Genomic DNA, 12,395 nt, shown 5'->3' on the forward strand with positions numbered 1-12,395 from the left:
CGCGCGCTGCGGCGTCAGAACGCCTCGTGCGCCACCGTGCCGGCCACCAGCGTGGCCACCACGCGCCCGGGCAGCAGGCTGCCGGTGAGCTCGAAGGCGAAGGGCGTGTGCTTGCCCTGGCTGCGCAGCTGCGCCGCGTCCAGGCCCCATTGCGCCTGGGGATCGAACAGGCAGATGTCGGCCACGCCGCCCTCCACCAGCCGCCCGGCGCTGGAGGCCAGCGAGCCCAGCGCCTCGCCCAGCACGCTCACGGGAGCACTGGTCACGCACGCCAGCGACTGCGCCAGCGTCAGCCCCTGCTCCTGGCCCCACTTCAGCGCCAGGCTCAGCAGCAGCTCCAGCCCGGTGGCGCCGGGCTCGGCCTCGGCGAAAGGCAGGTTCTTGGCGTCCTCGTCCACCGGCGTGTGGTCCGACACCAGCGCGTCGATGGTGCCGTCGGCCAGCGCGGCGCGCAGCGCGTCACGGTCGCGCTGCTGCCGCAGCGGCGGCGTCAGGCGCATCGCGGCGTTGAAGAAGCCGATGTCCACGTCCGTCAGGTGCAGCGAGTTGATGCTCACGTCCGCCGTCACCGCCAGACCCTGCGCCTTGGCCTGGCGCAGCAGCTCCACGCCTTCGGCGCTGCTGAGGCGGCACAGGTGCACGCGCGCACCGGTGGCGCGCACCAGCTCGAAGATGGTGTGCAGCGCCACCGTCTCGGCCGTCACGGGCACGCCCGACAGGCCCAGCCGCGTCGCCACCGCGCCGCTGGCGGCCACGCCCGCGCCCAGCCACGGGTCCTGCGGGCGCAGCCACACCGTGTAGCCGTAGGTGCTGGCGTACTGCAGGGCGCGCAGCAGCACCTGCGTGTCGCGCACGGGCGCCTCGGCCTGCGAGAAGCCGATGCAGCCGGACTCGGTGAGCTCGGCCATCTCCGTGAGCGCCTTGCCTTCGAGCCCGCGCGTGAGCGCGCCCAGCGGGAACAGCCGGCAGCGGCTGAGCTTGCGGGCGCGGAACTTGAGCATGTCCACCAGCCCGGGCTCGTCCAGCGCCGGCTCGGTGTCGGGGAGGCACACCAGGCTGGTGACGCCCCCGGCGGCCGCGGCCGCGAGCTCGCTCTCCAGCATGCCCTCATGTTCGTGGCCGGGCTCGCGCAGCCGCGCGGCCAGGTCCACCAGGCCCGGCGCGACCACGAGCCCCTGGGCGTCGATCACGCGCTCGGCGTCGAAGTCGGGGTTGACGTTGCCGATGGTCAGGATGCGGCCGGTGGCGATGGCCACGTCGGCCACCTCGTCGCGGCCGGAGACCGGGTCCACGACGCGGCCGTTGCGAATCAGGATCTTCATGAACGCTTCTTCAGGCCTCGTTGCCGGCCAGGATGCTCATCACCGCCATGCGCACGGCGATACCGAAGGTGACCTGCGGCAGGATCACGCTGTGGCGCCCGTCGGCCACGGCCGAGTCGATCTCCACGCCGCGGTTGATGGGCCCGGGGTGCATGACGATGGCATCGGGCCGCGCCAGCGCCAGCTTCTCCTCGGTGAGCCCGTAGTGCTTGAAGAACTCGCCGGCGCTGGGCAGCAGCGCGCCGGTCATGCGCTCGTTCTGCAGCCGCAGCATGATGATCACGTCCGCGTCGCGGATGCCCTCGGCCATGTCGCGGCACACGCGCACGCCCATCTCGCGCAGGTTGTCCGGCACCAGCGTCTTGGGGCCGACGGCGCGGATCTCGGGCACGCCCAGCGTGGTGAGCGCGTGGATGTCCGAGCGCGCCACCCGCGAGTGGACGATGTCGCCCACGATTGCCACCGTGAGGTTGGTGAAGTCCTTCTTGAAGTGCCGGATCGTGTACATGTCCAGCAGCCCCTGCGTCGGGTGCGCATGGCGCCCGTCGCCGGCGTTGACCACGTGCACGTGCGGCGCGCAGTGCTGGGCGATCAGGTAGGGCGCGCCCGACTCGCTGTGCCGCACCACGAACATGTCGGCCTGCATGGCCGAGAGGTTGGCGATGGTGTCGAGCAGGCTCTCGCCCTTGGCGGTGGAGCTGCGCGCGATGTCGAGGTTGATCACGTCGGCGGAGAGCCGCTTGGCCGCGATCTCGAAGGTCGTGCGCGTGCGCGTGCTGTTCTCGAAGAACAGGTTGAACACGCTCTTGCCGCGCAGCAGCGGCACCTTCTTGACCTCGCGCTCGCCCACGGCGAGGAAGGTGGAGGCGGTGTCGAGGATCTGCGTGAGCACCGCGCGCGGCAGGCCCTCGATGGACAACAGGTGGATCAGCTCGCCGTGACTGTTGAGCTGGGGATTGCGGCGCGAGAGCATCAGGCGGCGTCTTCCAGGGCGAAGGTGAAGCGGCCCGCGGCATCGCGTGCCAGTGCCAGGCGCTGCGGCGCCGGCAACGTGAGCTTGGCCGCGGCAAAGGCGGGTTCGATGGGCAGCTCCCGGCCGCCGCGGTCCACCAGCACCGCCAGCGTCACGCTGGCCGGGCGGCCGAAGTCGAACAGCTCGTTGATCACCGCGCGCGTGGTGCGGCCGGTGTAGATCACGTCGTCGATCAGCAGGATGTGGCGGCCGTCGATGGCGAACGGCAGCTTGGTGGCGTCGCTCGTGGCCATGCCCCGCTCGTTGAAATCGTCGCGGTGCAGGGCGCTGGAGATGACGCCGGGCGTGCCGGGCAGGCGCAGGTCGGCGTGCAGCCGCTCGGCCAGCCAGGCGCCGCCGGACCACACGCCCACCAGCGCGGCTTGTTCGGTGTTGGCCGGCCGCAGCAGCCGCGCCACGCCGCGCAGCAGCTCGGCGTACAGCGCCTCGGCGTCCAGGGATAGGGTGCTCATGCTTGTCTCAGGAACTGCTCCAGGATCAGCGCGGCCGAGGCCGCGTCCAGGTCGCGCGCACCGGCGGCCTCGGCCTCGGTGCTGGTGTAGCGCTCGTCCACCTCGTGCACCGGCAGCCGGAAGCGGCCGTGCAGCTGGCGCGCGAAGCGCTGCGCGCGGTGCGTATTGTCGTGCGGCGCCCCGTCGGGGTGGCGCGGCACGCCCACCACCAGCGCATCGGGCTGGTACTCGCGGATGAGTTTTTCGACCGCCGCGAAGCGCGCGGCGGCGCTTTCGGCGTGGATGGTCCTCAGCGGCGTGGCGCTGCGCGTGATGGTGTTGCCGCTGGCCACGCCGGTGCGCTTGGCACCGAAGTCGAAGGCGAGAAAGCTCTGCGCGCGGCCGCCCTGCTCCACGCTCATGCGTGCCCCGCCTCGCCGCTGAGCATGCGCGGGTCGATGCCCAGCAGTGCCAGCGCGCGCGCGTAGCGCTGCTCGGGCGGGGTGTCGAAGATGATGTCCGGATCGGCCTGCACGTTGAGCCAGCCGTTGCGCGCGATCTCTTCTTCGAGTTGCCCCGCGCCCCAGCCGCTGTAGCCCAGCGTCACCAGCACGCGGCGCGGGCCGGCGCCGTGGGACAGCGCTTCGAGCACGTCCTTGCTGGTGGTCATGCCCAGCCCGCCGGGCATCGCCAGCGTGGAGCTGTAGGCGTTGCCGGGCTGCGTCTCGTGCAGCACGAAGCCGCGCTCGGTCTGCACCGGCCCGCCGAAGTACACCGGCTCGTCGATGAGGTCGGCCCGGTCCAGGCGCAGGTCCACCTTCTCGAACAGGTTCTGCAGCGTGATGTCGGTGGGCTTGTTGATCATCAGCCCCAGGGCGCCCTTGTCGCTGTGCTCGCACAGGTACACCACCGCGCCCGCGAAGTTGTCATCCGTCATGCCGGGCATGGCAATCAGGAACTGGTTGGTCAGATCGATGCCGCGCTCAGCCATGGCAGCCATTCTATTCCCGGGCCACACTGGCACCCGTGAACAAGGACCTTGACACCGCCCTCGTCTGGTTCCGGCGCGACCTGCGCGCCGACGACCAGGCTGCCCTCTACCACGCCCTGCGCCATGCCCGGCGCGTGTGGTGCGCCTTCGTCTTCGACACCGAGCTGCTGGCCGGGCTGCCGCGCCAGGACCGGCGCGTGGAGTTCATCCGCGACAGCCTCATCGCGCTGGACGCGCAGCTGCGCGCCCTGGGCGCCTCGCACGGCAGCGAGCACGCCGGGCTGATCGTGCGCCACGGCCACGGCGCCGAGGAGATCGTGCGCCTGGTGCGCCAGCTGCACGTGCAGGCCGTCTACCTCAACCACGATGACGCCCCCGAGGCGCTGGCGCGCGACGCCCGCGTGCGCGGCGAGCTGGCCGAACACGGCGTGGCGCTGCACGGCAGCAAGGACCACGTGGTGTTCGAGCGCAACGAGGTGCTCAGCGGCGCCGGCACGCCCTACAGCGTGTTCACGCCCTACTTCAACGCCTGGCTCAAGAAGCTCGACGATTTCTACCTGAGCGCCTACCCCGTCTCGCGCCATGCGGCCTCACTGGCGCCGGTGCCGGAGGAGTTCCGCCAGCCCATCCCCTCGCTGGAAGCGCTGGGCTTCGAGACCACGAACCTGCACCAATTGAAGCTGCCCACCGGGGCCGCCGGCGCCCAGGCGCTGCTGGAGGAGTTCCTGGCCGAGCGCATCGACCGCTACGACGTCACGCGCGACTTCCCCGCAGTGAAAGGCCCCAGCTACCTGGGCACGCACCTGCGCTTCGGCACGGTGTCGGTGCGCCAGCTCGCGCGCGAGGCCTGGCGCCGCACCCAGGCCGGCTCCAGCGGCGCGCGGGTGTGGCTGTCGGAGCTGGCGTGGCGCGACTTCTTCCAGCAGATCCTCTTCCACCACCCGCGCATCGTGGAGCACCCCTACCGGCGCGAGTTCGAGGCCGTCAAGTGGGAGAAGGGCAAGCATGCCGACGCCCTCTTCGCCGCCTGGAGCGAGGGCCGCACCGGCTACCCGCTGGTGGACGCCGCGATGCTGCAGCTGCTGCAAAGCGGCTACATGCACAACCGGCTGCGCATGGTGTCGGCCAGCTTCCTGGTCAAGGACCTGGGCCTGGACTACAAGCGCGGCGAGCGCTGGTTCGCGCTGAAGCTCAACGACTACGAGCTGGCCTCCAACAACGGCAACTGGCAATGGGCCGCCGGCACGGGCTGCGACCCGCAGCCCTGGTTCCGCATCTTCCATCCCGTCACCCAGAGCAAGAAGTTCGATCCGCAGGGCCGCTTCATCCGCCGCTACCTGCCGCAGCTCGCGAAGCTGCCCGACGACCTGATCCACGCCCCCTGGCTGGCCAAGCCGGTGGACCTGGAGGCCGCCGGGATCGAGCTGGGTGTGGACTACCCGCACCCCGTCGTGGACCACGAGGAGGCGCGCCAGAAGACGCTGGCGCGCTTTGGCGTGGTCAGGGAAGCGCAGGCCGCCAAGGCGGTGGCCAAGGCCGAGAAGAAGAAGCGCACCGCGGGCGTGGACTGAGCCGGGCTCGCGCAGGCCCACAGGCACAACGGGCCCGCCGCCGCGTCTTCGCCACCCTCACGCCGCCCCCGCCCCCTTGTGCGCCGGCGCGTGGTGGTGCCGGCCGCGGCGCAGGTGCCGCAGCGTGAACTCCACCGCGTCGTCCACGAAGGTGAACACCACCGGGATGACCAGCAGGCTCAGGAAGGTCGAGGTGATCAGCCCGCCGATCACCGCCACCGCCATCGGCGAGCGGAAGCTCGGGTCGGTGCCCAGGCCCAGCGCGATGGGCAGCATGCCCGCACCCATGGCGATGGTGGTCATCACGATGGGCCGCGCGCGCTTGTGGCAGGCGTCGAGCAGCGCGTCCCAGCGGTTCATGCCCTCGCGCCGCGCCAGGATGGCGTAGTCCACCAGCAGGATCGAGTTCTTGGTGGCGATGCCCATGAGCATGATCAGCCCGATCAGCGAGGGCATCGAGAACGCGCTGCGCGTCACCAGCAGCGCCACGAAGGCCCCGCCCAGCGACAGCGGCAGCGCCGCCAGGATCGTCACCGGCTGCATGAAGTTCTTGAACAGCAGCACCAGCACCACGTAGATGCACATCACGCCGGTGAGCATGGCCAGGCCGAAGCTGGCGAAGAGCTCGCCCATCACCTCCGCGTCGCCCAGCGCCGCCTGCGTCACGCCGGGGGGCAGGCGCTGCAGGCTCGGGAGCTGCTGCACCTGGGCCGCCACGTCGCCCAGCGGCACGCCGCCCAGCTCGATCTCGAAGTTGACGTTGCGCAGCCGGTCATAGCGGCTGATCAGCGCCGGGCCGCTGTCCAGGCTCAGCTCGGCCACGTTGGCCAGCTGCATCGGCCGCCCGCCCTGCCCGGGCACGGCCAGCTGCGAGATCAGCGCCAGGTCCTGGCGCGCGGCCTCGGGCAGCCGCACCACGATCGGGATCTGGCGCTGCGCCAGGTTGAGCTTGGGCAGTGCCGCGTCGTAGTCGCCGGTGGTGGCGATGCGCAGCGTGTCGGCGATCACGGCCGAGCTCACGCCGGCGTCGGCGGCACGGGCGAAGTCCGGCCGCACCACCAGCTCCGGGCGCACCAGGCTGGCGGTGGAGCGCACGGCGCCGATGCCGGGGATGGTGCGCAGGTCGCGCTCCACGTCCCGCGCCGCCTGCAGCAGCGCGTCGCCGTCCTCGCCCGAGAGCGCGAGCATGTACTTCTCGCCCGATCCGCCCAGGCCCACCGACACGCGCACGCCGGGCAGCGCCTGCAGCGCCTGGCGCAGCTCGGCCTCGATGGCCTGCTTGCGCAGCCCCGGGCGGTCCTGGCGCGGCGTGAGGTTGAGGATCAGCGAGGCCTTGCGCACCTCGGCCGCGCCGCCGGGCATGAACGGGTCGGAGCCGGTGGCCCCGCCGCCGATGGCGGTGTAGACCAGCTTCACGTGCGGGTTCTTGCGCAGCAGCTCGCGCGCGTGCTCGGCCGCGGCGCGCGTCTCCTCGAAGGTGCTGCCCGGCGGCAGCTCCAGGCGCACCTGCGTCTGCCCGAAGTCGTCGGCCGGGATGAAGCCCGTGGGCAGCAGCGGGATCAGCATGACCGAGCCCACGAAGAACAGCGCCGCGCCGCCCGCGGTCAGCCAGCGGTGCTTGAGGCACTTGGCGGCGAAGCCCATGTACCAGCGCATCACGCGCCCTTCGGGCCGGGCGTGCACGATGGGCTTGAGCAGGTAGGCCGCCATCATCGGCGTGAGCATGCGCGCCACCACCAGCGAGGCGAACACCGCCAGCGACGCCGTCCAGCCGAACTGCTTGAAGAACTTGCCCGGGATGCCGCTCATGAACGCCGTGGGCAGGAACACGGCGATCAGCGTGAACGTCGTCGCGATCACGGCCAGGCCGATCTCGTCGGCCGCCTCCATCGCCGCCTGGAACGGCGTCTTGCCCATCTTCAGATGGCGCACGATGTTCTCGATCTCGACGATGGCGTCGTCCACCAGGATGCCCACCACCAGCGACAGCGACAGCAGCGTCACCACGTTGATGCTGAAGCCCAGCAGCTGCATGCCCAGGAAGGCCGGGATCACCGACAGCGGCAGCGCCGTGGCCGCCACGAAGGTGGCGCGCCAGTCGCGCAGGAAGAACCACACCACGATCACCGCCAGCAGCGCGCCCTCGTAGAGCAGGCTCATGGAGCCCTCGTAGTTCTCCGCCACCGGGTCCACGAAGTTGAAGGCCTGGTCGATCTTGAGGTCCGGGTGCTCGCTGCGCAGCTGCGCCAGCGCCCGGCGCACGCCCTCGTCCACCTCGACCTCGCCGGCGCCGCGCGCGCGCGTGATCTCGAAGCCCACCACCGGGCGCCCGTCCAGCAGCGCCTGGCTGCGCCGCTCGGCCACGGTGTCGATGACGTTGGCCACCTGGTCGAGCCGGATGCGCCGCCCGTCGGCGAGCGTGAGCTGCACGGCGCCGAGCTCCTGCGCCGAGGCCACCGTGCCCAGCGTGCGCACCGCCTGCTCGCCGCCGCCGAGGTCCACCCGCCCGCCCGAGGACTCCTGCTGCACGCGCTTGAGCTCGCGCGAGATCTCCGCCGCCGTGGCGTTGAGCGAGAGCAGCCGCGCCGGGTCCAGTTCCACGCGCACCTCGCGCGTGACGCCGCCCACGCGCGCCACCGAGCCCACCCCGGGCACGCCCAGCAACCGCTTGGCCACCGTGTTGTCCACGAACCAGGACAGCGCCTCGTCGTCCATGCGCTCGCTGGCGATGGTGTAGGTGAGGATCGGCACGCCCGAGAGGTTCATCTTGGCGATGCTCGGGTCGCGCAGGTCCGCGGGCAGCTGCGAGCGCACGCGGTTGACGGCGTCGCGCACGTCGTCCACCGCCTCCTGCGTGGGCTTCTCCAGCCGGAACTCCACCGTGATGGTGGCGCTGCCGTCCTGCAGCGCGGTGTAGATGTGCTTGATGCCCTGCACCGTGGACACCGAGTCCTCGATCTTGCGCGCCACCTCGGTCTCCATCTGCGAGGGCGAGGCGCCGGGCAGCGAGGCGGTGACGATGACCGTGGGCAGGTCGATGTCGGGGAAGTTCTGGATCTTCATCGCGCGGAAGCTCATCAGCCCTGCCACCGTGAGCAGCAGGAAGAGCATCAGCGCGGGAATCGGGTTGCGGATCGACCAGGCGGAGACGTTCATCGCGCGGCCTTCGCGTCAAGGGTTTGGGCGGCGGCGCCCGCGGCGGCCTGGCGCGAGGCGCCGGCGGCGGCCGCGGGCGGCGCGTCCACCACCTGCACCGTGTCGCCGTCGGCCAGGAAGGCCGCGCCGCGGTCCACCACGCGCGCCTCCGGCTTCAGATTGCGCACCTCGATGCGGTCGCCCTGGCGCTGGCCCGCCTCGACCTTGACCTGCGACACCTTCGAGTCCGGACCGACCACCATCACGTAGCTGAAACCCTCGCGCAGCAGCACGGCCGCTGCCGGCAGCGTCAGCACCGGGCGCTGCGCCAGCGTGAACTCGCCGCGCGCGAACAGGCCCGCGCGCACGTCGGAGCCGGGCCCGGGCTGCAGGTCCACGTAGACCAGCGCGTTGCGCGTCTGCGGGTCGATGGTGGGCGCGAGCTGGCGCACCTTGCCCGCCACGCGCGTGCCCGCGGGCGTCAGCAGCGTCACGGCCTGGCCGGGCTTGACCTTGGGCAGCTCGGTCGCCGGCACCTCGGCGCGCCACTCCAGGCGGCCCTGGCGGATGAGGCGGAACAGCTCCAGCCCCGGCTGCGCCACGCTGCCCACGGCGGCGCTGCGCGCGCTGACCACGCCGTCGTCGGGCGCGAGCACCTGCGTCTTGCGCAGGCGCAGCTGCTGCGCATCGAGCTGCGCGCGCGCGGCCTGCACGCGCGCCGCGGCGGTCTGCTCGCCGGTGAGGTACTGCGAGATCTGCTGCGCGCTCAGGGCCCCGCTTTGCTGCAGCGCCCGCGCGCGCTCGGCGTTGGCCTTGGCCTCGGCCAGCGCGGCCTGCGCCTCGGCCAGTGCGGCCTGGGCCTGCGCCACGTCGGCGCGGATGGTGTCGTCCACCAGGCGCGCCAGGGGCTGGCCGCGCTTGACCACGTCGCCCACGTTCACCAGCACCTGCGCCAGCGCCACGCCGCCGAGCTCGGCGCCGACGATGGTCTCCTGCCACGCGGCGACGTTGCCGTTGGCCGACAACGTCTGCGCCCACTGCGCCGGCTGCGGCTGCGTGACCGTGACGGACAGCGCCGCGCGCGGCGCCGCGGCCTTGTCCTTGGCGGGCTGGCTGTGCACGTTCAGCGCCAGGCCGGCGCCCGCCAGCGCGGCCACCAGGACGGCCAGGGCCGCGGTTCGGGATGTCGGTTTCATGGCTGTGCTGCTCACTTGGATTCGTTGGCGCGCGCGCCGGAGGCGTTCAGGGAATTCGCGGCATCGGCGACGGCCAGCGAGCCGTCCCAGCCGCCGCCGCTGGCCTTGTAGAGCTGGACCCAGGCATTGACGCGCTCGCGCTGCACCACCAGCAGCGCGGCCTCGGCGGCGATGCGCTGGCGCCGCGCGTCCTGCAGCTCGATCAGGCTGGCGTTGCCCAGCTCCCAGCGCGTCTGCGTCGCCTGCACGAAGCGCTGCCAGTTCTCGGCGGCGGTGCGGGCGTCATCTTCGCGCCGCGCGGCGGCATCGAGCCGCACCAGGGCTTCTTCGACCTCGCGCACCGCGCCGCGCGCGCGCTGCTCCCAGGCCGCCAGCGCCTCGTCCAGGCGGGCGCGCGCGGCATCGACCTCGGCCCGGCGCCGCCCGGCATCGAACAGCGGCAGCGACAGCGCCGGCCCGAAGGACCAGTTGGCGCCGGTGTCCTGCACGCCGGCCACGCGGCCCACGCCCAGCGTGATGGCGCCGGCCAGCAGCAGCCGCGGCCAGCGCGCCGCCTCGGCCGCGTCCACCCCGGCGGCGGCGGCGCGCAGCTGCTGCTCGGCCGCGGCCAGGTCCGGCCGCTGCGCCAGCACCTGCGCCGGCACCGCCGCGACGCCGAAGGCCGCGGGCCGCGGCAGCTGCGCCGCGCGCGCGCCCAGCTGCGCGCGCAGCGCCGGCTCGTCCAGCCCCGTCAGCGCCACCAGCGCCTTGACGGCCACCTCGCACTCGGCCTGCTGCGCCTGGGCGCGGGCCAGGGTGTCGGAGAGCGTGGCCTGCGCCAGCGCGCCGTTGGCCGGCGACTCGAAACCCACTTCCACCTTGCGCTGCGTGAGCTCGGCGATCTGCCGCGCCGCCGCCACGTTCTGCGCGTCCAGCGCCACCTGCGCCTCGCAGGCGCGCAGGCCGACGTAGCTCAGCCCCACCTCCGCCGCCAGGCTGACGCGGGCGTCGTGCCACTGCGCGGCGGCGGCACCGGCCTGCGCCTGCGCCACCGCCACGCCGGCGCGCCGGCCGCCGAACAGGTCGATCTCCCAGCCCGCGTCCGCGCCGACGCGCGCAATCGAGTAGGTCAGCGTCGGCGGCGGGAAGGCATTGCTGATGCGCGACGCATCGGCGCGGCCGTCCAGCGTCGGGCTCAGCGCCGCGCCGGCCACCGTCAGCTGCGCCCGCGCCTGGGCGATGCGCGCGGCGGCCTGCGCCAGCGTCGGGCTGCTCGCCTGGGCCTGCGCCACCAGTGAGGCCAGCAGCGGGTCGTCGAAGCGCGACCACCATTGCGCCAGCGCCTGCGGCTCCCCGTCATGCGGCCGCGGGGCCTGCCACGCGGTCGGCGCGGGCGGCGCCGGCGGTGGGGGCGACAAGGCAGCGCAGCCGCTCAGCAGGGCCACGCACAGCGAGAGGGGCAGTCGCAACATTTTCAACACAGGAGGTTACATCTGGAGCTCAGATGGCGCGGCAGTGTACGCAACAGCGCTGACATGCGGCTCGGGCCTCAGCACGCAGTCCGTCTTCCCGCAAGAGGGGAAGCACGGGCGCCCAGGCAGCCGGATTGTTGCCCCGAATCTGACAATTCAAGCCTCAAGCGACACATGCTGGCCGCTTTGTTGCCTGGAAGGTCACAGTCAGCGGCCCGCCGCCCGGGCCACCTGGCGACCGCCGCGGCTCAGAACAGATCGACTTCGCCCGTGCGCATGGGCAGCTCGGCCACGCCCTGGGCAGCCAGCACGGCCGGCCCGACGACGCGGTTGCGGCCGCTCGTCTTGGCGTGATAGAGGGCGCGGTCGGCGCGGTCGAAGGCGGCGGCCGGGATGTCGGCGGGACGCACGTCGCTGAAGCCGATGCTCACCGTCACCTGTCCCACCTGCGGAAACTCGAAGCGCTCGATCTGCTGGCGCAGCCGCTCCAGCACCGAGTCCACGTCCGACTCCTGCGGTGCCGCCAGCAGCAGCACGAACTCCTCGCCGCCGAAGCGGAACAGCCGGTCGTCGTAGCGCAGCACCGTGCGCATCAGCCGCGCCAGCAGCAGCAGCACCTCGTCGCCGATGAGGTGGCCGAAGCGGTCGTTGATGCCCTTGAAGTGGTCGATGTCCAGCACTGCCAGCCAGTGGCGCTGCACCGCGCGCGACGCGCGCGGGTCCTGCGCGCCCACCGCATGGGCCTGTCCCGGCAGCGCGTGCATGAAGCAGTCGTCGAAGGTCTTGCGGTTGAGCAGCCCGGTGAGCGCGTCGCGCTGCCCGTAGTCCAGCAGCGCCAGGAAGTTGCCGTACAGCCCCACGATCGCGGCCACGGTGCCTTGATCCTCGGCGCTCAGCGGTTGTGCCGTTTCCATCTCGACCACGCCGGTGCCTTCGCAGCCGGCCAGCAAGGGCACCAGCAGCCGCGGCGGCGGCCCGGGCAGCGCCACGGGCTGCTGGGCCTGCAGGCAGTCACGCCAATCGGGCTGGCTGTCCAGCAGCGGCAGCTGCTCGAACTCGGGACGCCGCCCCTCCTGCGCCGGCGCGCCATGCACGTGCGCCCGCGTGAGCCAGCGCGCCTCGGGCCCATCGCCCACGCAGCGGTGCAGCGCCAGGCGCCGGGGATGCATCAGGCCGGCCAGCGTCTCCATCAGCAGCACGTCGGCCTGGTCGCGGTCGCGGAACCGCGTCAGCTCCACCAGGTGATTCACCAGCGAGGACATGTA

10 protein-coding genes are annotated in these 12,395 nt (G+C 72.4%); 1 reads left to right on the top strand and 9 read right to left on the bottom strand.

Going from position 1 to position 12,395, the window contains the following annotated elements; translation table 11 throughout:
* Positions 1–14 precede the first annotated feature (14 nt).
* Genes HHL10_RS09135 through HHL10_RS09155 form a run of 5 tightly spaced genes read right to left on the bottom strand, consistent with a single transcriptional unit; the run spans position 15 to position 3,777 of the window.
* Positions 15–1,322 (bottom strand): dihydroorotase, encoded by a 1,308-nt coding sequence (locus HHL10_RS09135; RefSeq protein ID WP_169160054.1) that lies wholly within the window; start codon positions 1,320–1,322, stop codon positions 15–17.
* Positions 1,323–1,332: 10 nt separating this feature from the next.
* Complete coding sequence (locus tag HHL10_RS09140) at positions 1,333–2,295, bottom strand: aspartate carbamoyltransferase catalytic subunit (protein ID WP_169160055.1); 963 nt, start codon at positions 2,293–2,295, stop codon at positions 1,333–1,335.
* A complete protein-coding gene (pyrR, locus tag HHL10_RS09145) occupies positions 2,295–2,807 on the bottom strand; it encodes a bifunctional pyr operon transcriptional regulator/uracil phosphoribosyltransferase PyrR (protein ID WP_169160056.1) in 513 nt (170 codons plus the stop codon). The genes HHL10_RS09140 and pyrR overlap by 1 nt, the downstream gene beginning before the upstream one ends.
* Complete coding sequence (gene ruvX, locus HHL10_RS09150; protein WP_169160057.1) at positions 2,804–3,208, bottom strand: Holliday junction resolvase RuvX; 405 nt, start codon at positions 3,206–3,208, stop codon at positions 2,804–2,806. The genes pyrR and ruvX overlap by 4 nt, the downstream gene beginning before the upstream one ends.
* Positions 3,205–3,777, bottom strand: coding sequence for a YqgE/AlgH family protein (locus HHL10_RS09155; RefSeq protein ID WP_375138947.1), 573 nt, complete (start codon positions 3,775–3,777; stop codon positions 3,205–3,207). Before HHL10_RS09155 ends, ruvX begins: the two co-directional genes overlap by 4 nt.
* A 35-nt stretch (positions 3,778–3,812) precedes the next feature.
* Here HHL10_RS09155 and HHL10_RS09160 point away from each other — a divergent pair, with 35 nt between their 5' ends.
* Positions 3,813–5,348: a cryptochrome/photolyase family protein gene (locus tag HHL10_RS09160; RefSeq protein WP_169160059.1), complete on the top strand. Its 1,536-nt coding sequence runs from the start codon at positions 3,813–3,815 to the stop codon at positions 5,346–5,348.
* A gap of 57 nt (positions 5,349–5,405) precedes the next feature.
* Here HHL10_RS09160 and HHL10_RS09165 read toward each other — a convergent pair whose 3' ends face one another.
* The 4 genes from HHL10_RS09165 to HHL10_RS09180 all read right to left on the bottom strand — a co-directional run bounded on the left by HHL10_RS09165 (position 5,406) and on the right by HHL10_RS09180 (position 12,392).
* Positions 5,406–8,504: an efflux RND transporter permease subunit gene (locus tag HHL10_RS09165; RefSeq protein ID WP_169160060.1), complete on the bottom strand. Its 3,099-nt coding sequence runs from the start codon at positions 8,502–8,504 to the stop codon at positions 5,406–5,408.
* Entirely contained in the window at positions 8,501–9,679 is a 1,179-nt protein-coding gene (locus tag HHL10_RS09170) for an efflux RND transporter periplasmic adaptor subunit (protein ID WP_169160061.1), read from the bottom strand. The genes HHL10_RS09165 and HHL10_RS09170 overlap by 4 nt, the downstream gene beginning before the upstream one ends.
* A gap of 11 nt (positions 9,680–9,690) precedes the next feature.
* Positions 9,691–11,130 (bottom strand): efflux transporter outer membrane subunit, encoded by a 1,440-nt coding sequence (locus HHL10_RS09175; RefSeq protein WP_169160062.1) that lies wholly within the window; start codon positions 11,128–11,130, stop codon positions 9,691–9,693.
* 248 nt (positions 11,131–11,378) lie between these two features.
* Complete coding sequence (locus HHL10_RS09180) at positions 11,379–12,392, bottom strand: GGDEF domain-containing protein (RefSeq protein WP_169160063.1); 1,014 nt, start codon at positions 12,390–12,392, stop codon at positions 11,379–11,381.
* Between the last annotated feature and the right edge of the window lie 3 nt (positions 12,393–12,395).

Source organism: Azohydromonas caseinilytica, from assembly GCF_012927045.1.
Classification (GTDB): Bacteria; Pseudomonadota; Gammaproteobacteria; order Burkholderiales; family Burkholderiaceae_C; genus Azohydromonas; species Azohydromonas caseinilytica.